Annotated in this window: 15 protein-coding genes and 2 pseudogenes; 4 read left to right on the forward strand and 13 right to left on the reverse strand. The window is 57.9% G+C overall.

The window, feature by feature from the left end; translation table 11 throughout:
- From ACR0DS_RS19625 to ACR0DS_RS19635, 3 genes and pseudogenes are all read right to left on the reverse strand, one after another.
- Positions 1-1,082, reverse strand: a pseudogene (locus ACR0DS_RS19625) (IS3 family transposase); the annotation flags it as partial.
- A gap of 452 nt (positions 1,083-1,534) precedes the next feature.
- Positions 1,535-2,449: an ATP-binding protein gene (locus ACR0DS_RS19630; protein ID WP_480560746.1), complete on the reverse strand. Its 915-nt coding sequence runs from the start codon at positions 2,447-2,449 to the stop codon at positions 1,535-1,537.
- 80 nt (positions 2,450-2,529) lie between these two features.
- A pseudogene (locus ACR0DS_RS19635) lies at positions 2,530-3,125 on the reverse strand (IS5 family transposase); the annotation flags it as partial.
- A 340-nt stretch (positions 3,126-3,465) separates the two neighbouring features.
- Between ACR0DS_RS19635 and ACR0DS_RS19640 the strand changes: the two are divergent.
- Positions 3,466-4,218 (forward strand): hypothetical protein, encoded by a 753-nt coding sequence (locus tag ACR0DS_RS19640; protein WP_480484835.1) that lies wholly within the window; start codon positions 3,466-3,468, stop codon positions 4,216-4,218.
- A gap of 74 nt (positions 4,219-4,292) precedes the next feature.
- Here the strand turns inward: ACR0DS_RS19640 and ACR0DS_RS19645 are convergent, their stop codons facing one another.
- The 3 genes from ACR0DS_RS19645 to ACR0DS_RS19655 form a co-directional block, all read right to left on the reverse strand.
- Positions 4,293-4,940, reverse strand: a complete 648-nt coding sequence (locus ACR0DS_RS19645; protein ID WP_480540016.1) for a response regulator — start codon at positions 4,938-4,940, stop codon at positions 4,293-4,295.
- Positions 4,937-6,340, reverse strand: coding sequence for a sensor histidine kinase (locus ACR0DS_RS19650; RefSeq protein WP_480484833.1), 1,404 nt, complete (start codon positions 6,338-6,340; stop codon positions 4,937-4,939). Before ACR0DS_RS19650 ends, ACR0DS_RS19645 begins: the two co-directional genes overlap by 4 nt.
- A gap of 151 nt (positions 6,341-6,491) precedes the next feature.
- On the reverse strand, positions 6,492-7,454 hold the full coding sequence (locus ACR0DS_RS19655) for a zinc ABC transporter substrate-binding protein (RefSeq protein WP_480540018.1): 963 nt from the start codon (positions 7,452-7,454) through the stop codon (positions 6,492-6,494).
- A gap of 57 nt (positions 7,455-7,511) precedes the next feature.
- Between ACR0DS_RS19655 and ACR0DS_RS19660 the strand changes: the two genes are divergently transcribed.
- Genes ACR0DS_RS19660 through ACR0DS_RS19670 form a run of 3 tightly spaced genes read left to right on the forward strand, consistent with a single transcriptional unit; the run spans position 7,512 to position 9,570 of the window.
- Positions 7,512-8,024 carry a Fur family transcriptional regulator gene (locus ACR0DS_RS19660; protein WP_480484831.1) on the forward strand — a complete coding sequence of 171 codons (513 nt, stop codon included), beginning with the start codon at positions 7,512-7,514 and terminating at the stop codon, positions 8,022-8,024.
- 2 nt (positions 8,025-8,026) lie between these two features.
- Positions 8,027-8,773, forward strand: coding sequence for a metal ABC transporter ATP-binding protein (locus ACR0DS_RS19665; RefSeq protein WP_480484830.1), 747 nt, complete (start codon positions 8,027-8,029; stop codon positions 8,771-8,773).
- A complete protein-coding gene (locus ACR0DS_RS19670; protein ID WP_480484829.1) occupies positions 8,773-9,570 on the forward strand; it encodes a metal ABC transporter permease in 798 nt (265 codons plus the stop codon). The genes ACR0DS_RS19665 and ACR0DS_RS19670 overlap by 1 nt, the downstream gene beginning before the upstream one ends.
- 120 nt (positions 9,571-9,690) lie before the next feature.
- On the opposite strand, the gene ACR0DS_RS19675 is transcribed toward ACR0DS_RS19670, so the two are convergent.
- The 7 genes from ACR0DS_RS19675 to xdhA all read right to left on the reverse strand — a co-directional run bounded on the left by ACR0DS_RS19675 (position 9,691) and on the right by xdhA (position 19,075).
- Entirely contained in the window at positions 9,691-10,764 is a 1,074-nt protein-coding gene (locus ACR0DS_RS19675) for a BMP family ABC transporter substrate-binding protein (RefSeq protein WP_209598076.1), read from the reverse strand.
- Between the two features lie 32 nt (positions 10,765-10,796).
- Positions 10,797-11,717, reverse strand: a complete 921-nt coding sequence (locus tag ACR0DS_RS19680) for an ABC transporter permease (protein WP_209598075.1) — start codon at positions 11,715-11,717, stop codon at positions 10,797-10,799.
- Between the two features lie 2 nt (positions 11,718-11,719).
- The gene (locus tag ACR0DS_RS19685) at positions 11,720-12,802 is read right to left on the reverse strand and encodes an ABC transporter permease (RefSeq protein ID WP_267363631.1); all 1,083 of its coding nucleotides are present in this window, start codon (positions 12,800-12,802) and stop codon (positions 11,720-11,722) included.
- Between the two features lie 63 nt (positions 12,803-12,865).
- On the reverse strand, positions 12,866-14,383 hold the full coding sequence (locus ACR0DS_RS19690; RefSeq protein WP_480488998.1) for an ABC transporter ATP-binding protein: 1,518 nt from the start codon (positions 14,381-14,383) through the stop codon (positions 12,866-12,868).
- The gene (xdhC, locus tag ACR0DS_RS19695; RefSeq protein WP_480560749.1) at positions 14,380-15,315 is read right to left on the reverse strand and encodes a xanthine dehydrogenase accessory protein XdhC; all 936 of its coding nucleotides are present in this window, start codon (positions 15,313-15,315) and stop codon (positions 14,380-14,382) included. The genes ACR0DS_RS19690 and xdhC overlap by 4 nt, the downstream gene beginning before the upstream one ends.
- Positions 15,315-17,717, reverse strand: a complete 2,403-nt coding sequence (gene xdhB, locus ACR0DS_RS19700) for a xanthine dehydrogenase molybdopterin binding subunit (RefSeq protein ID WP_480560751.1) — start codon at positions 17,715-17,717, stop codon at positions 15,315-15,317. Before xdhB ends, xdhC begins: the two co-directional genes overlap by 1 nt.
- Complete coding sequence (xdhA, locus tag ACR0DS_RS19705; RefSeq protein ID WP_480560753.1) at positions 17,714-19,075, reverse strand: xanthine dehydrogenase small subunit; 1,362 nt, start codon at positions 19,073-19,075, stop codon at positions 17,714-17,716. Before xdhA ends, xdhB begins: the two co-directional genes overlap by 4 nt.
- Positions 19,076-19,283 lie beyond the last annotated feature (208 nt).

The raw sequence follows: 19,283 nt of genomic DNA on the forward strand, positions 1-19,283 counted from the left end.
TTGTATTGTAGTGTCTCCTCCATTGTTCGATCAGGATTTGTGCTTCGCGCAGGCTGTAGAAGATTTCGCCGTTGAGTAGTTCGTCCCTGAACCGGCCATTGAAACTTTCACAGTATCCGTTCTCCCACGGGCTGCCAGGTTCGATGTAAGCCGTCTTGGCGCCGACGGCGGCGATCCAGTCTCGGACGGCCTGGGCGACAAATTCCGGCCCGTTATCCGAACGTATGAAACCGGGTGCGCCACGAAGGATGAACAGATCCGTCAGGGCGTCGATCACGTCGACCGAGTTCAGCTTGCGCTTCACTCTAATCGCCAGGCACTCCCGGCTGTGCTCATCAAGGATGTTCAGCGTCCGAAAAGCTTTGCCATCGTCGGTTCGACAATGGACGAAATCATAGCTCCATACATGATTGCGATACTCCGGCCTCAGCCGAACACACGACCCATCCACTGCCCGGCAGTCGATACGCAGTATCGATGAGAGGGGTTCAGCCAAAGCCGTCCTTTCTTCGATTGTTTCACTGGCACTTTCAGCCCCTCTCGTCGCCAAAGCCGTTCAATTCGCCCATCGCTAACAGACCACCCAGCCTCTCTCAGCTGCGCTGCGATCCTGCGATAGCCATATCGCCCGTATTGACGGGTCAGCTCGATCATGTCGGCCACCAATCGGTCTTCGTCTGCGCGACCTTGTGGGACACGCCGTTGCGTGGACCGGTGTTGTCCAAGCACGCGGCAGGCGCGTCTCTCGGAAACGTTCAGTTGGTTGCGAACATGGTCAATACAAGCACGACGACGAGCGGGGCTCAGTAGTTTCCCTTTGCGGCTTCCGTCAGGATCAGTTTGTCCAACGTCAGATCTGAAACTGCGCGTCTAAGCCGCTCGTTCTCTTTCTGAAGCCGTTTCAGTTCTTTCAACTGATCTACGCCCATTCCGCCGTACTTTTTGCGCCAGCGGTAATAGGTCTGTTCAACAATTCCGATCTGCCTGATCGCATCAAGACGGGACATGCCTTGCCCCATCAGAACTTCAACCTGCCGTAACTTCGAGACAATCTCTTCGGGCTTCGGTCGCTTGTTTGCCATTCGTGGTCCTCCGTTTCCTAAACATAGCGGTGGACCAGTTCAGTTGGGGAGGCTCACTCATTCTAGCTGGATGTGGAGGGATGGTAGCTGGAGCAACACCTATCGCGCATTTGGTGCCGATGAAGAGTTGTCTGAGTTAAACGCCAATCTCACAAAGTTGGCGGATGAAATAACTCAGCAGGTATTGTTGATTGACCAGTTGGAGGAAAGGGTAAGAACGCAAACTGGAACTGAAAATGCAATGCAAACCCTCCTCGAAGAGTTTGAATGCTCCCTCGAATAGGATGCTAGATTTACTGCTTTGGCGTTAGTGCTCATTCTCCGGCCAAGTCCGATCCCTGGCAACAGCGCCAGTCGCTGCGTTATAGTAACCCGAAAGCAGATATCCGTCGGGTCAGCAAACCGGATTGTTCGTCAAGTTCAGACGCGCGCACAGCCTACCACTAGGCGTATCATTCTTTCCGCCAGCGACTTATCACATCCCCAAAAGTAAATTCGCGCCAAGGTTCCTGCCATTCTTTGTGGAAGCGAACGCCTTGGGATTGTGGCTCGGGATTCTGCATCGGCATCTGCACAATCGCTGGCAGCAACACAGCATCTCCGACAACGACACATTCACCAGGGGCAAGATTGGGTAAGATGTCCGTAATGCCGCTGGAGTTGTCCGGAAAGAGCCGCTTCACATAGTTTTGGTCGGTATTGTTGGTCAGCCGAAGCGCCAAAAAATTGTTGCATTGCGCGAAGATAGTCTCCGAAACCTTTGACGGTCGCTTGCTCACAACCATCAAACTGAGCCCGTACTTTCTTCCTTCTTTTGCAATGCGCTCCAACGATTTTCTAGAAGAACGATATGCAGCGTCGTCTCTCTGAGGGATGTAGTTATGAGCTTCCTCGCAGACAAGCATGACTGGTACATCATTCAGTACTTCTTGTCTTTGTCGCAGCTTCGAGTAGTGAAAACAGAAATCGAAGATCAGTCGAGAAACTAGGCTCACCGTAATACTCAACACCTCAAATGGTATGCCACTTAGGTCGACAATGGTGACATTGGATCGATTGAGGTAACCGATGAATTGCTTCATGATTTGTTCAAAGTCATCAGTCTGGAAACACTTCCCATCATCTTTCTTGGCTTGTAGCAAGAAGCGTAGGCGCTTGTCGGAGAGTTTGGTTTCAAGACGTGAGAGGAAGCGATTGAATTCTCCATAAAACGGACCGCTGGTTGCCTTATCCGCTTTGGCCGTGGATGTCGGGACGAAAGTACATGAGTTTTCGAAGTAATGAAGTTTTCGATCTTCTATTAGTGTTCCATCAGAAAGCTTGGGTTTGTTCTCGCCGTCCAGTCGACCGATGACCTCACGGTTCATGTTGTCGATGTACCGGTGTACCTCCGTGATCGAAAAGTAGACCGGTGTGTCGTAGGGTCAGGATTCATAACCAATAGATGACGGTTGCGTTGCTTTCGACCTGGGATGCAGGCGCTTATTCCTTTGTCTTTCAACGCGTCTCGGAACCGGTCTGCATCATAGCCGCGATCCCCGAGCAGCCAGTCGACTTCTGGTATGCTGCTCAGTAGCGCTCGCGCACCGATGTAGTCACTGACTTGGCCAGCGGTGACAAAAAGGCTGATCGGTCGCCCTTGGCTGTCACAGATAGCATGCAGTTTAGTATTCATGCCGCCCTTGGTTTGGCCAATCAGGCGGCCACGCCCCCCTATTTCGCGGCCATGCTGGTCGCGGTGCGATGTGCTTTCAGATAGGTCGCGTCGATCATCACGGTCTTTTCCTCGCCGTGTTCGGCTGCCAAGCCGACCATCATCCGCGCGAAGATGCCTTTCTCACTCCAACGCTTCCACCGGCTATAAAGCGTCTTGTGCGGTCCGTATTCTTTGGGGGCGTCACGCCACCGCAACCCATTGCGATTGATGAAGATAATCCCGCTCAGCACCCTCTTGTCATCGACCCGTGGCTTGCCGTGCGACCGCGGGAAGAAAGGGGAAAGTTTGGCCATCTGCTCGTCGGTCAGCCAGAAAAGGTCGCTCATATCACCACTCCATTTTTCGAGCCGTGAATCATGCAGCGCCTTGAGAATCAATGCATCCTGACCCTAATCGGGAAGAAAACGACAGCTGTCAAATCAAGACCCGCCAACCGCTGAAGCCGAGTTCCGCAAAACATGGAAAGCAACGCGGCAACACCTCATTGCCCAAGGCCTAAATTGGATCACCAGGTCTTTTTAAGTGATGGATATTTGAAACTCTCATTCCTCGGACCCGGACAATCGGCCGGAAAATCATCAGACCTAAGCCCGATGTAGCGAAGCCGGGCCCGGGATATTCTGCCTCCAATACAGGATAACGCCTCGAACAGGATTGGAGACGAGAATGAATAACCGGAAAAGAACTGGTCAGCTTCTCAGCACGGTAGCGCTGGCGTCGCTGATTGTGATGACACCCTATGTGCCGGCTTTTGACGCAGACGGTCATCTGCGGTTGGAACCTGCTTACGCGTTTGCAAAGAGCGGGAAAGGGAGTGACGGCAACGGCGGGGATGATGACCATGACAGCAATTCCGGGTCGGGCAGCGGCGGTGATCGTGACGACAATTCCGGATCGGGTAAAGGTGGTCACGATGATGATGACGACGACGATGATGATGATGCCGATGGTTCGTCACGCTCGGGCCGGGGCGATAAGAAGGACCGGTCCCAGTCTGGGGGGCAGTCATCGGGGTCGGCTGGAATAACAAAGGTCGAGACAAGCGCGAGCGGCATAGAAGTACGCTATGCTGACGGCACCAAGGAAGAGATTGAAAACGGCCGGTACGAAAGAAAGAACGCGCAGAACCGAACAGTCGAGGAACGACCGGCCACCGGTGCCGACGTTTCGCGCCTTCGGTCACTGGCAAACGGTATCTCAATCGACAGCGTGCGCTCGCCCGGGCAGAGTGGTGGCGCTGGAAGTAACCCGGCAAAAATCGAAATTCAGGGCAACAATATCGAAGTCAGTTACGCAAACGGCTGGAAAGAAGAGATCGAGGGCGGGCGTTACGAGTTGAAAGACCCGTTCAACCGGACCGTCGTAGAAAGAACCGCAACTGCGGCGGATCGCAGCAGACTTCAGGCGATTGCCAACTGAGTAACTAACTTTGACGATTGTGCGGGGCGGTTTCTTTTCTTGAGAGACCGCCCCGGTCTTTGAGCGCCTGACCCCTAGTCTTTCTTGTTCCAGGCCTCATGCGCGATAAGAGCGGCCTCCACCCGGTTTCGCGCATGGAGCTTGGACAGGATCGCCGTCATGTAATGCTTGACGGTTTTCTCCTGTATTCCCAACTCATCGGCTATTTCCCGATTGCTCAGCCCTTTGGCGACGCGTCTTAGGATTTCTTCTTCGCGATGGGTAAGATCATCTATGGCGTCAGCTTCTTGCTGCGACCCGTTTCCGCGATTGATCTGAAGCAGCATACGCGAAGCAAGACCCGGCGAGACGAACCCTTCGCCCGAGGCGATACTGCGCAGCGAAGCTGTCAATTCGCGTGCTGTCACGCCCTTGACGATATAGCCAATGGCACCCGCCTCCAAAGCGTCTGCAACGTCACTGCTGTTTTCAGAGACCGTCAATATCGCAATGAAAGGCGGGTTTGCCATTTCAGCAATTCGACGGGTCGCGCTAATGCCGCCACCGGGCATCGACAGGTCGAGGATGGCGATGTCAGGCTGATGGGTTCGGACAAGGGAAACGGCCTCATCCGCATTTGATCCGGCGGCGAGAACCTTGAAGCCGTCGGCTTCCTCTAAAGTGCGGTGCAAACCGTCCCTGAAAATCGGGTGATCATCTGCGATAACGACGGATGTTGTCATGATGCACTCATCTTTCTGGGAAACAATGTCATAGCAACGGTGGTGCCCTCGCCCGGGGTTGATGTCACCTCGAACCGGCCACCGATGCTTTCGACCCGGTCACGCAAGCCGACAAGGCCCTGGCCCCCGTCCTCACGCAGAACCGTCTCGCCGGAGGGGGCGAACCCGGGGCCGTCGTCGCTGACCTGAACGGTGATGCGATCACCTTGTACGTTGCAGGTGACAGTGCACTGGGACGCGGGCGCATATCTTGCGGCATTGGAAAGCGTTTCCTGCAGGAACCGGAAAACGCACAACTTGCCCGAGATCGACAAGTCGGGCGACGGATTGCCCTGAAAGGAAATACCGGGGCGAAAAGGGCTGTGTTCAGAATGGTCCTCGACAGCTCTTTTTACCACATCAACGAGCGCCAGATTTTCGATGTCTGGCGCGAACAACCCCCGTGACAAGGCGCGAATTTCTGCCAAAGACTTCTGCAAAGATTGCTGAATTTCTTCGGCCTCGGTGGGCATCTCCGGCTTGTCGCCGAATGCAGCCTCCAGTCGAAGGGCGGCGAGGGACAGGTATTGGGCAGGGCCGTCATGCAGTTCCGCGCCGAGTTTCCTGAGGAACCTGTCCGTTTGCGCAGCATATCTTTCCGATGCATCAATGACGCGCGACCGCAGCATGGCATTCTGTGCGGCCATCTTTTCACTTTCGGCAAGACGATCATTCAGAAGGCGCCCTTGCCGTCGAATGGTGTTGTCGCCGATTGCGACAATGGAAAACAGAACAATCGTGCTTGCCGCAAAGGCCGAGCCAACGATCAACCAGCTTGTTCTTCTGGCTCTGGCCATGTCCAGTTCCAGCTGATCGGCCTTTTCATAAAACTCGGCGACCGCGATGATTTTCCCCGACCAGATTTCGCGAATGGGGCTGTAGACTTCCAGCAATGGAATGCCAAGCGCAGCCTCTGCCGCGCTTTCTTCGTCGTCCAGCTCTTCAAATGAGCCCGAGATTTCTCCAGCCCATGCGCGTTTCAGGTCATCTGTCGGCTCGAAGCGGCGACCGATGATGGCGGAATCCGATGCGTATGCAATCTCGCCATCCTGTTTCCAGAACTTGTACGAGGCAATGCGTTCGCGCATCGGCTGGGTCATGAAAATCTCGTCCAGCGCCCGGCTGGCCTGTTCGGAAAGGCGGTCTCCATGCGCCAGCTCCTGGCTGAGTGGGGACAAAATGCTTTCCATGTACAATGCCGCAGAGTTGGCGGAATTTTGTACAACCGCATTTTCGATCCGGTTCGATACCCAGTGACCAACAAACACCGTTGCAGTCCCCATGACCACAACACTTGCCGCGAGAAAAACGCGCGACAAAGACCAGTTGCCAATTGTCAGGTCGGTAATTTTGGGTCTCATTTCGCAATCGACTATGAACGACAATTGTTTGACGCGCTACAGACCATGGTCTGATGCGCTTCTCCAATGTTCCAAACCTGATGCGCAGATCGGGACTTGGCCCTTTTGGGTGCACCCCGGCAGGTTTCCGCGTCCCGATCCCAGTCCCGGTTCAACGGGTTTTCAAACACTCCGACAGGGTTTGCGCCATGTTACGAATGACTTGCGGGTACAGAGACGGCCCGGGTTCCAGAGCCGAGCCCAGTGGATCGATCACACCGGATTGTGCCGATGTTCCATCCAACACGGTTTCGACGATGCCCGGATTGAACTGTGGTTCAGACAATACGCAGTTGATGCCTTCGGCGTGAATGCGACCTTGAATGGCGGCAACTCGCGCGGGGCTTGGGTCGGACGCGTCGCTCAGGGAAATCGCGCCCGATGCAGGGAAACCAAACGCAACCTCAAAATACTGGTAGGCATCATGAAACACGATGAAGCTGCCGCCGCGAACCGGTTCAAGCAACTCTTCCACTTCTGCGGAAAGCACGTTCATTTCTTCGCGCGCCGCTTCGGCATTTGCTAAATACGCAGCGGCGTTGTCGGGATCCGCTGACGACAGTTGATCCGCGATCAGGGTCAGCCAGGCTTTGGCATTCGTTGGCGAAAGCCAGGCATGTGGGTCATGAGAGTCATGATCATCATGGCCTTCGTGATCGCCATGGTCGTCATGGTCTTCGTGACCCGCATCGTCCGCGTGATCATGCGCCTCAAACAATGCGTCTTCCCGGAACTCAAGAAGCCCCGTACCCTTTGCGTCCAATAGGGCTGTGGCGGTCGCACCTTGGGCAAGAGTTTCTATCGCACTTTCCAGCCAGGGTGTCAGGTCTTCTCCTACCCAGAACACCAGATCGGCGTTTTGCAACGCGGCTGCCTCGGACGGGCGCAGATTGTATTCATGCGGCGAGGCACCCGGTGCGACGATCAGGGCAGGTGTTCCCACACCCGCCATGACACGGGCCACCAGCGAATGAACCGGGGCAATGTCCGCGGCAACGTTTGGCGCATCTGCGCGGGCCGGTCCACCCAGCAGTGCAACTGTGATAGATAATGGAAGAAGAAGCGTTCTGGACATCGGGCCCTCTGTGTGATTTTATAACATTTCAAGCGGCAATACATGATATGTAATAACATGACAAGTGATGTGCACCCAGTTATTGGCAAAGACGCGGCTCCGGTCGGGTTTCAGGAACATGACCACCAGAGCTGCGTCGCAACGGCTCTGACATCCGCCGAAGTCCGGTGCAAAGCGGAAGGGCTGCGGCTGACGCCGGTTCGGCGCAAGGTTCTTGAGATGTTATTGCACGAACATCGCGCCCAAGGTGCCTATGCAATCCTTGACCGGTTGCGCGACGAAGGGTTCGGGTCCCAGCCTCCGGTCGCTTATCGGGCGCTGGAGTTTCTTGTACAAAACGGATTTGTCCACAAGATCGAGCGGCTGAACGCGTTTGTCGCCTGCTCTCATCCCGGTGCGGCGCATTCACCTGCTTTCATGATCTGCCGAAAATGCGACGCCGTAGCCGAGGCGCAATCTGCCCCGTCCAAAGGTGTTCTTGGCGCTGCCGCGCGCGCGGCGGGTTTCGAGATCGAGCGAACGGTTGTAGAGGCTGAAGGTCTCTGCCCCGACTGCACCGAAAAGGCATAAAGATGGCGCTGATCACTGTCGAGAAACTCAGCGTCCGCTATGGCGCGCATACCGTACTGCATCATGTGGACATGGTCATTGAGCCGGGTGAAATCGTAACCATCGTTGGCCCGAACGGATCAGGAAAGACCAGCCTGCTGCGCGCCATTATCGGTGCGACACGGCCTTGTGCCGGTCAAGTGTCACTGAAGCCCGGATTGAAAATCGGCTATGTGCCGCAGAAACTGCATGTCGATCCGACACTACCGATTTCTGTCGAACGGTTCATGCGTCTGACCGATCCTGTGTCGCGCAGGCAATGTGTCGAGGCGCTTGAATCGGCGGGTGTGCCGGATCTGTTGAAACGCCAGATGTCGCAACTGTCCGGTGGACAGTTCCAGCGGGTGCTGCTGGCTCGGGCTTTGATCAACCGCCCGGATATTCTGTTGCTGGACGAAGCGACACAGGGGTTGGACCAACGGGGGTCGGCCAGCTTTTACCAGCAGATCGAGGCTGTCCGGCGCGAGACCGGATGCGCCATTCTGATGATCAGCCACGAACTGCACGTGGTCATGAGTGCGTCGGACCGGGTGATATGCCTCAATGGGCATGTCTGTTGCGAAGGATCGCCGGCTGTGGTCGCCTCGGCGCCCGAATATCGGGCCTTGTTCGGAACCGGAACAGGCGGTGCGCTTGCCCTTTATCGTCATGAACATGATCACCATCATGATCATGACCATGATGCGAGTACACAGGAAGCGGCGGAATAATGCTGGATGATTTCATGATGCGGGCAACGCTCGCCGGTATTGGCGTGGCGTTTGCCGCGGCCCCCCTTGGGTGTTTTGTCGTATGGCGTCGCATGGCGTATTTCGGCGATGCAACCGCACATGCCGCAATTTTGGGCGTGGCCCTGTCCCTGACGTTTCAGATGTCGATCTTCACGGGCGCGTTGGCTGTCGCTTTGGTCATGGCGCTGACCGTTTCGCTTTTGGCCGGTCGCGGATATGCGATGGACACGCTGCTGGGCGTTCTGGCACATTCTGCGTTGGCCTTCGGGCTGGTTGCAGTTTCATTCCTGTCCGGTCTCCGGATTGACCTTATGGCGTATCTGTTTGGGGATATTCTGGCGGTCTCCCGTTCTGATCTGATCGTGATCTGGGGCGGTGCGGCGCTTGTCGTGGCGCTGATTGTCTGGCGTTGGGCGCAACTTCTGACCGCGACATTGAACGAAGAACTGGCTTACGCCAGCGGATTCGATCCAAGACGAGAGCAACTGATCCTGACCCTGTCTCTTGCCGTGACCGTGGCGGTGGCGATCAAGGTTGTGGGTGTTTTGCTGATTGCCGCAATGCTGATCATTCCGGCGGCAGCGGCGCGTAACCTTGCGCGGTCACCAGAAACGATGGCCTTGATCGCGGCGGGAATAGGCGCGCTTTCAGCCATCACGGGGTTAAGGGCTGCGTATGTTTTCGACACTCCGGCAGGGCCTTCGATCGTCTGCGTTGCCGCGATCGTGTTCGCGTGCCTTAGCCTGATTGGATGGCGAACACAGGACAGGGCTTAATGGTTCCATAGGTCTTCGCGGCCGTAGCATCCCGGTCATCCGGTAATGTGACCAAAGCGAAAACGCCACGAAAAAAGGCCCGCAAACCTGCGGGCCTTGATGCATTTCTACCCGCGTCGTTTACTGCGGGATATCGCCTTCCAGCCCTTCAACATAGAAGTTCATGCCAGCCAGCGTACCGTCGTCGGCCACTTCGCCCTCGGCCAGCCAGTCGCTGCCGTCCTGCTTCTTCAGCGGTCCGGTAAAGGCATGATAGCTGCCATCGGCCAGCGCCGCTTTCAGCGCCAGTGCCTCTTCCTTGATGTCCGCAGGAACTGCATCCGAAATCTCACCGATTTCTACCATGCCCGGCCCGATACCGTCCCAGGTGTTGGACGAGGTCCAGGTGCCGTCCATCACAGCTCGCGTGCGCGCAATGTAATAGGGTCCCCAGTTGTCGATGATCGAGGAAACACGCGGTTTGGGGGCGTATTCGCTCATATCCGAAGCCTGACCGAAGGTGATCACGTTACCCGCCTCTTGTGCGGCGGCCTGCGGAGCGGTCGAGTCAGTGTGCTGCAGGATCACGTCGGCGCCCTGTTCGATCAGAACCGAGGCGGCGTCAGCCTCTTTTGCCGGGTCGAACCAGGTATAGGCCCAGACGATCTTGAACTGGACATCCGGGTTTGCCTTCTTGGCGTGGATATAGGCCGAGTTTATACCGCGGATCACCTCGGGGATCGGATAAGACCCGATATAGCCGATGATGTTCGATTCGGTCATTCTACCCGCGATATGCCCCTGAACCGCACGACCTTCGTAGAAACGCGCCGAATAGACCGAGACGTTGTCGGCCATCTTGTAGCCGGTCGCGTGCTCGAACTTCACGTTCGGGAATTTCTTGGCCACATTGATGGTTGGATCCATATAGCCAAATGAGGTGGTAAAGATCAGATCTGCGCCTTCCAGCGCCATCTGTGTCATCACGCGTTCGGCGTCCGGGCCTTCCGGCACCGATTCAACGAATACAGTCTCGACCTTGTCGCCGAACTCTTCTTCGATCGCCAAACGGCCTTTGTTGTGTTCATAGGTCCAGCCACCGTCGCCGACAGGGCCGACATAGACAAAACCGACCTTGGTCTTGTCTTGCGCCACTGCACCGGTCGCAAGACCAAGCGCTATCGCGGCAGTTGTCAGAAGTGATTTGAATTTCATGTAGTTACTCCCCAAGTTGGTTCAGTTGGCCCCTAGTGTGAGGCGTGGAAGGTCCGGCCCAGTGAGGCAGGTGCGCTGCTCTTGTCGGCCGAAAGGATCACAAGCACAAGGATCGTGATGAGATAGGGTGACATTGCCAGATACTCGACGGGAATGGCAACGCCCGCTGCCTGCAAATTAAGCTGCAAGACGGTAATGCCGCCGAACAAATATGCACCCAGCAGGACCCGCCATGGTTTCCAGCTGGCAAACACCACCAGCGCCAGCGCGATCCAGCCCACACCCGCGGTCATGCCCTCGGTCCACTGCGGCACACGGATCAGGCTGATGTAAGCCCCACCCAGGCCCGCGCAGGCCCCGCCGAACAGGATCGCCATGATACGGATTTTGATGACCTTGTAGCCAAGCGCATGGGCGGCATCGTGGTTTTCACCAACCGCCCGCAGGATCAACCCGACGCGGGTGTACTTCAGGACGGCCCAGACCACAGCGGTCAGCGCAATGCCCAGATACAGGATGGGGTCGTGCCGAAACAGGATCGGGCCGATGACCGGAATATCGCTAATCAAAGGGATGTGGATATCGCCCATGCTGGGGGGTTTGACGCCCACATAGCTTTGCCCCATCAAGGCGCTGAACCCCAGTCCAAACAGGGTCAGCGCAAGGCCGCTTGCAACCTGGTTGGCCAATGCAAACTGTGTCAGCAGGACGAACAGCAGCGACAGCACGGCCCCGCCAATGGCGGCAGCAACAAAGCCCAGCCAGGGCGAGCCGGTTTCGACCGAGATCGCAAAACCGCTGATCGCGCCAACGATCATCATGCCCTCGACACCAAGGTTCAGAACGCCTGCCTTTTCCACGACAAGCTCTCCGATCGCGGCCAGCAGAAGGGGGGTTGCGGCCACCATAAGCGAGGCAACCAGAAGAACGGGATTGATTTGACCAAGGTCCATGATCACGCCACCTCGCTACGCGCCGCACGGATGCGGAAGTTTGTCAGAAGATCGAAGGCCAGCAGGAAAAACAGCAGCATTCCCTGAAACACCTGAATGGCAGCGGCAGGCAGACCCAGCTGCGATTGTGCAATTTCGCCGCCAATATAGGTCAGCGCCATCAGGCCCCCGGCCAACAGGATACCCACCGGATGCAGGCGGCCCAGAAACGCGACGATGATCGCGGTAAAGCCATAGCCCACGTTGAAATCGATGCTGATCTGACCGGACGGGCCGGACACCTCGAACATACCGGCCAGCCCGGCCAAAGCGCCCGAAATCCCAAGGCAGAACAGGATCAGGCGCGCCGGATTCACACCTGCAAACTTTGCCGCGCGGGGGGCCTCACCCGTCAGACGGATATGGAAGCCCAGCATGTGACGGTTCAGCAATACATAGGCAAAGATCACCGCGATGAAGGCCGCGACAACACCCCAATGCATCCCGGAACCGGCAATCAGCTCGGCATTATGCGCGCTTTCATAGGATTGCAGGTTGCGCGATCCGGGAAAGCCGAACCCTTCGGGGTTCTTGAGAAGACCTAGCGAGACCGAGGCCAGCATCTGCTCGGCCACGTAGACCAGCATCAGCGACACAAGGATTTCGTTGGTGCCGAAACGCACCTTCAGCAAAGCCGGGATCGTTGCCCACAGCCAACCGCCAAATGCGCCTGCGACCACCATGATCGGGAAGATGTACCAGGCATCAAGCGGATAGAAGGCCAGACCTGCGCCCGCGCCGAATATGGCGCCCATGATGTATTGTCCTTCGGCCCCGATATTCCAGATACCGGCCCGAAAACCCAGCGACAATCCGATTGCGATCAGCACTAGGGGCGCGCCTTTGACCAGCAATTGAGGGCGGTAATAGAATGCGAACTCTCCAAACAGCGGCTCCCAGAAGATGGTACCGATGGCTTCGACCGGATTTTTCCCCAAAATGGCAAACAGCAACCCGCCAAACACCATTGTTGCCAGCACCGCCACAAGGGGGGTCGCGTAAGACCAGGCCCTGGACGGCTGTGGCCGTTTCTCCAACACAATCATCTGCTCATCCCCCCAGATGTTTCATCTTTTCGCAAATACTCTAGCCGAAGGCGGCCCAGCAGATCACACATGTGCCACCTCCATGCCATGGGCGCCGCCCATCATCAGGCCAATCTCATCCACCGTCAGGCCGGTGGTCGGGCGCGGTGCGCTCAGCCGACCTTCGTTCAAGGCCGCAAAACTGTCCGAGATCTCCATCAGCTCATCCAGATCCTGCGAGATGCAGATCACCGCTGTGCCTTTCGCCGCAAGATCGAGTATGGCTTGCCGGATCGACGCGGCCGCCGCGGCATCCACCCCCCAGGTTGGCTGGTTTACCACCAACACATCAGGGTTTTGCAGCACTTCGCGTCCAATCACGAATTTCTGCAGGTTACCGCCGGACAAGGACCGCGCTGCGTTTTCGGGCCCGGGCGTGCGAACGTCGAAGGCTTCGATGATCTTTTCGGCAAAACTCCGGGTTTCGGACCATTTCAAGAAGCCATTTTTCTCAAGCCCTTCCCGCACAGATCCGGTCAGCAAAGCGTTTTCGGTCAGGCTCATGTCGGGTGCCGCTGCGTGGCCTAACCGTTCCTCGGGCGCGGTCAGAACGCCCAGCTTACGGCGCGCTGTCGGGCCGAGCTTGCCGATCGCCTGACCGTTGAACTTGATTGCATCCGCCGATGTCAGGATTTCCCCGGACAACACGCCCAGCAACTCATCCTGCCCGTTTCCGGCAACGCCGCCGATGCCCAGAACCTCGCCCTTGCGGACCGTCATGTGCACATTGCGCAATGCGGTGCCGAATTCCGAAGGCGAGGGGACTGACAGCCCGCTGACATCCAGCGCGACCTCGCCCAGTTCCCGGCCCGAGCGTTCGGGCGTCTGCAAGGTTGACCCGACCATCATCTCGGCCATGTCACGCGCCGAGGTTTCAGCGGGGACACATTCGCCCACGTTCTTGCCCAGACGCAGGATCGTAGCATGGTCGCATAGCGTTCGGATTTCCTCCAGTTTATGCGAGATATACAGGATCGAGGTTCCCTCGGAGCGTAGCTTGTTCAGCGTCTCAAACAGAATATCGACCTCTTGCGGGGTCAGAACCGAGGTCGGTTCGTCCATGATCAGCAGCTTGGGGTCCTGCAACAGGCAGCGGATGATCTCGACCCGCTGGCGTTCGCCTGCGGACAGGTCGCCAACCGTGCGAAACGGGTCCAGCGGAAGGCCATAAGTTTCCGAAACTTCGCGAATGCGCGATGCCAGATCCCCCATCGGGGGCGGGTTCTCCATCCCCAGCGCGATATTCTCGGCCACGTTCAGCGCGTCAAACAGCGAAAAATGCTGGAACACCATCGCGATCCCATCCGCACGGGCCGCGCGGGGTTCGGGCGGCGCAAACGGATTGCCGCGCAGTTTCATGGTGCCGCTGTCCGGCTTCACAAGCCCATAGATCATTTTTACCAGCGTGGATTTCCCCGCGCCGTTTTCACCCAGCAGCGCGTGCACTTCGCCTTCACCGATGTCAAAGGACACCTGATCATTGGCCACAACACCGGGGTAGGCTTTGGTCAGCCCTTGCAAGCTCAAAAGTGGAATGGTCACGCGCTCAGGTCCTTCTTCAACTTGTTTTGCAGGGCCGGGCGCAGCAATTGTGCAGCGACGCCCACGGCGATCATATGCGGATGCTTCCCCATCGACGGGTCACCGATCGGGCAGGTGATCCGGCTGATCCGTTCGGGCGAATGCCCAAGGGCCGCCAGCCGCGACCGGAATCGTGCCCATTTCGTAGCCGAGCCGATCAGGCCAGCAAAGCGGAAATCATGCGAAAGCAGCCGGTTGCACAGCTCCAAATCCAGATTGTGTGAGTAAGTCAGCACAAGATGCTCGGCATCGCGCGGCGCATGACGCACCAGCTCGGTTGGCTTGGCGGCTGGAACCGGCATCACGCCGGTTGGAATCGTATCGGGAAACCGCTCGGGGGCGGTATCGACCCAGGTGATTGCAAGATCGGGCAAGGGGGATAACACATCCACCAGCGCGCGACCCACATGACCTGCGCCCCAGATCCACAGGTTGCGGGTTGGCTTATGCACCGGCTCAACCATCCAGCCGTCGATCAGTTGCGGCTCGGCCGCGATGCCCTGTCCGCGTGCGGCCGCCAGCAGGCGTTTAACCGACAGGGGTACGTCGCCGCCGGACGGGGATCGCGCGACAACGGTATCATCCAGCGCGTTCACTGCGTCTTGGTCATAGACCTCGCTCAGCAGCGTAACCGCGCCGCCGCAGCATTGACCCATGTCCGGACCAAGTGCGTGATGTGTCAGACGGCAAGGCGTGGTTTGACCTCGCGCGGCCTCAGTCGCTTGAAACTCCAGCGTGCCGCCGCCGATGGTCCCGCATTGCCCGTCCTCCCAAACCAGCATTGCGGTGCCGACTTCGCGCGGGGATGACCCCTTGATCGCGGCGATGACCACCCGGGTGACTTTTCCGTGGGTTTTGACCGCCTCCCTCAAAGCCTCTCGATCAAATCCCATCAGGTTCCTCCCTTTACCCTCTGGATTCCGTGCCAGACCTGTTCCGCAGTCGCCGGAGCATCCAGCGCTGGATAGCTATCGCCACATGCCGCGACTGCGTTCGACAGGGCCAGCCACGCAGAGATGCCCAGCATGAAGGGCGGCTCGCCCACTGCTTTTGAACGATAGATCGTGTCCTCGCGGTTTTCCCCGTCCCAGAGCGCGACATTGAAGATATCAGGCCGGTCCGAGCAAGCCGGAATCTTGTAGGTCGAGGGCGCATGTGTGCGCAGGTTGCCCTTGCCGTCCCAGACCAGTTCCTCGGTCGTCAGCCAGCCTGCGCCTTGCACGTAACCACCTTCGACTTGTCCGATGTCCAGCGCCGGGTTCAGCGAGGCCCCTGCGTCATGCAGGATATCGGTGCGCAGAATGCGGTTTTCGCCGGTCAGGGTGTCCACGGCGACTTCGGTAATCGCAGCTCCATATGCGAAGTAGAAGAACGGGCGGCCACGGCCTTTGATCCGGTCCCATTCAATCTTGGGGGTCTTATAGAAACCCGTCGCTGACAGGCTGATCCGGCCCTGATAGGCCAGCGCAGCGGCTTCAGCGAAGCTATAGCGTTCTTCGCCGACCGAGACGTGGCCGTCCGAGAAGGTGACCGTTGACGGATCGGCCTGATGGCGCTCGGCCAGATAGTCGGCCATCCGGTCGCGGATCGTGTCGCAGGCCGCTTTCACCGCCATGCCGTTCAGGTCACTGCCCGAGGATGCTGCCGTGGCCGAGGTGTTTGGAACCTTGGCTGTGTCGGTGGCGGTGATCTTAACCATTTCCAGCGGAATACCAAAGCGCGACGCGGCCACCTGCGCTACTTTCTGGAACAGCCCCTGACCCATTTCGGTGCCGCCGTGGTTCAGGTGGACCGAGCCGTCCTGGTAAACATGCACCAGCGCACCCGCCTGGTTCAGGTGGGTCAACGTGAAGGAAATCCCGAACTTGACCGGGGAAAAGGCAATGCCTTTCTTGATCACGCTGTTGTCGGCGTTCCATTTCCGGATCGCTGCTTTGCGCGCGGCATAGTCACTGGTTTTCAGAAGCGTCTCTGTTATTCCGTGCAATTCGAAGTCACTGACCTCCATGCCATAGGGCGTCGTGTTGCCACCAGCGGGCAGGGGGCGGACCGGGGCAGTCCCTGTTTCCACCGCGCCACGGCTGGTCAGGTCTTCGTGCGGGTCGGGATGACCCAGCGGTTTTTCGTGAGGTTGGACTTCGGCAACCTTATGCGCGGGCTCGTAATAGTTGCGACGGCGCAATTCCACCGGGTCCAGCCCAAGTTCATGCGCGGCGTGGTCCATCACACGTTCGATGGCAACCATCCCCTGCGGGCCACCAAACCCGCGATAGGCGGTGGCTGACTGCGTGTTGGTCTTCAGCCGGTGGCTTTCAATCCGGGCATTGGGCAACAGGTATGCATTGTCAGAATGCAGCATCGCACGGTCGGCGACGGGCAGGGACAGGTCCTGCGCCCAGCCGCAGATTGCGTATTGCAGAAAGGACACGCCCTGAATGTGACCCTGTTCGTCAAATCCCGCGCGATAGGAAATCCGGAAGGCGTGGCGTTTGCCGGTGATGATCATGTCATCATCGCGGTCATAGCGCATCTTGCAGGCTTTGCCGGTTGCCCGTGCCGCCACCGCGCAGGCAACGGCCAGCGCGTTCCCCTGGCTTTCCTTGCCACCGAATCCGCCACCCATGCGCCGGGTTTCGACGCGGATCGCATGCATGGGCAGGCCCAGAGCGTCCGCCACCTTGTGCTGTATCTCGGTCGGGTGCTGGGTCGAGCTGTGGACAAGCATGTCACCGCCTTCATTCGGCACGGCAAGCGCAGCCTGACCTTCCAGATAGAAATGCTCCTGACCGCCGATCTCGAACGTTCCGTCGATGACGTGGGCGGCGCTTTCAATCGCGGCGTCCGCATCGCCCTTGGCATAGATGCGGGGCCCGTCTTCAAATCGGCTGTCTGCGGCCAGAGCTTCTTCAACCGTCAGGATCGGTGTTTCCTCGGCATAGTCGATCTTGCCCAACCGAACCGCCTTGCGGGCGGCCAGATGGCTGGTGGCAACCACCAGGAAAACAGGCTGGCCGATATAGTGAACCGTCCCGTCGGACAGCAAAGGCTCGTCATGGATCGAGGGCGAAACATCGTTGGCAAAGGGCAGGTCCTGTGCCGTCATGACCCTGACGACCCCGGGTGCCGCTTTCACGGCAGACAGGTCCATCGCGGTAATCGTGCCCTTGGCGATCGGGCTCAGGCCAAAGGCCAGATGCAATGTGCCCTTTGGCGTCGGGATGTCGTCCACATACCGGGCGGAACCGGATACGTGCAGCGGTGCCGCGTCATGGGGAAGGGGTTTGGATACGCTCATGCCGATACCTCCAGCACGTTGGTCACTTGGCCCTGATCCTCAAGGAAGTACCGTTCCAGCATCGCTTTGGCGGTCTCAAGCCTGTACGTGGCCGAGGCGCGCATATCCGTAAGCGGTGAATAATCGTCGGCAAAAGCGGGCAGAGCGGCGTCAATCGCCTCGCGCGCCCACGGCTGGCCGATCAGCGCGGCCTCGACATGGGTTGCCCGTTTCGGAATGCCAGCCATACCGCCAAACGCGATGCGCGCATCTGTCACCTGTCCGTCCGAAATGGTAACGTTGAAACATCCGCACACCGCCGAGATATCCTGATCGAACCGTTTGCTCAGCTTGTAGCATTTCAGCCGGTCCGCCTGACGCAGGAAGCTGACGGCTTCGACAAACTCACCCGGTGCGCGGTCCTGTTTCCCGTAATCGATGAAGAAGTCTTCCAGCAGGACTGACCGGCGCTCATCACCTTTGCGCAGGTGCAGCGTCGCACCCAATGCGATCAGCGCGGGCGGGTTGTCTCCGATTGGCGAGCCATTGGCGATGTTGCCGCCCACAGTGGCCGCGTGACGGACCTGAACACTGGCATAGCGCCGGATCATTTCTGCATAGGATGGGTGAATGTCCGCCAAGGCTTCGCCCATACGGTTCATATCGACCATGGCACCGAAACGAATTTCTTCGTCGGTGATCGTGATCTCTTTGAGATCGTCACAGCGGTTCAGGAAGATCACCGGATCAAGATCGCGTAGTTGCTTGGTCACCCAAAGCCCAACGTCTGTTGCGCCCGCAACCAAAGTGGCATTCGGGTTCTCGGCATATACGGCAGCCAGCGCGTCGGACGAGCCCGGCAGCATGGGTGAGGTGGCGGGCGTTGCGACAGGCTTGTCTTTAACCCAGACAGGCACGGGCTGTTTCTCGGCCGCTTCGGCTGCGCGAATAATGGGAGCGTAACCCGTGCAACGGCACAGATTACCGGCAAGCTGTGTATCGTGATCCGTCGCGCCATTGGTGTGACCGGCCACCATCGACATGACAAAACCGGGCGTGCAAAAGCCGCATTGCGAACCGTGCAGGTCAACCATGGCCTGCTGAACCGGATGGACCTCGCCATCGGGGCTGCTGGCGCCTTCGACGGTTCGAACCGCCTTGCCATGCAGTTGCGGCAAGAAAAGGATGCACGAGTTCAGGGCCTTTGCACCACCCGCATCCGTCACCATGACAGTGCAGGCACCGCAATCGCCTTCGTTGCAGCCTTCCTTGGTGCCGGTCAGGCCACGATCTTCACGCAGCCAATCCAGCAGAGTGGCTGTCGGATCGATGTCCGTCAGCTCCACTGTCTCTCCGTTCAGAAGAAACGTGATGTCCATTCGAGAAACCCGTCGCCTTACCCGGTTGCGCCCTGGTGGTGCCCTCCTTCGATGCGACGTAGAAAGAGTGGCGGGCGGATAGCTTGCCAATGGATGTTAGAAACAGCATGCGTGATCTGGCAAGAAAAACTGCCTGTATGATGCATCATTACAGCCAATCGGCGTGGAATTGCGCACCCTGTGTAAATATCAGTTGTTTGAAACTAAA

The sequence above is a fragment of the Ruegeria sp. AF5 genome (genome assembly GCF_056541905.1).

Coding starts and splice junctions, on each gene's coding strand:
- ACR0DS_RS19630 (WP_480560746.1), bottom strand. CDS start 2,449: ATGAACCGTGAGGTCATCGGTCGACTGGACGGCGAGAACAAACCCAAG.
- ACR0DS_RS19640 (WP_480484835.1), top strand. CDS start 3,466: ATGAATAACCGGAAAAGAACTGGTCAGCTTCTCAGCACGGTAGCGCTG.
- ACR0DS_RS19645 (WP_480540016.1), bottom strand. CDS start 4,940: ATGACAACATCCGTCGTTATCGCAGATGATCACCCGATTTTCAGGGAC.
- ACR0DS_RS19650 (WP_480484833.1), bottom strand. CDS start 6,340: ATGAGACCCAAAATTACCGACCTGACAATTGGCAACTGGTCTTTGTCG.
- ACR0DS_RS19655 (WP_480540018.1), bottom strand. CDS start 7,454: ATGTCCAGAACGCTTCTTCTTCCATTATCTATCACAGTTGCACTGCTG.
- ACR0DS_RS19660 (WP_480484831.1), top strand. CDS start 7,512: ATGACAAGTGATGTGCACCCAGTTATTGGCAAAGACGCGGCTCCGGTC.
- ACR0DS_RS19665 (WP_480484830.1), top strand. CDS start 8,027: ATGGCGCTGATCACTGTCGAGAAACTCAGCGTCCGCTATGGCGCGCAT.
- ACR0DS_RS19670 (WP_480484829.1), top strand. CDS start 8,773: ATGCTGGATGATTTCATGATGCGGGCAACGCTCGCCGGTATTGGCGTG.
- ACR0DS_RS19675 (WP_209598076.1), bottom strand. CDS start 10,764: ATGAAATTCAAATCACTTCTGACAACTGCCGCGATAGCGCTTGGTCTT.
- ACR0DS_RS19680 (WP_209598075.1), bottom strand. CDS start 11,717: ATGGACCTTGGTCAAATCAATCCCGTTCTTCTGGTTGCCTCGCTTATG.
- ACR0DS_RS19685 (WP_267363631.1), bottom strand. CDS start 12,802: ATGATTGTGTTGGAGAAACGGCCACAGCCGTCCAGGGCCTGGTCTTAC.
- xdhC (WP_480560749.1), bottom strand. CDS start 15,315: ATGGGATTTGATCGAGAGGCTTTGAGGGAGGCGGTCAAAACCCACGGA.
- xdhB (WP_480560751.1), bottom strand. CDS start 17,717: ATGAGCGTATCCAAACCCCTTCCCCATGACGCGGCACCGCTGCACGTA.
- xdhA (WP_480560753.1), bottom strand. CDS start 19,075: ATGGACATCACGTTTCTTCTGAACGGAGAGACAGTGGAGCTGACGGAC.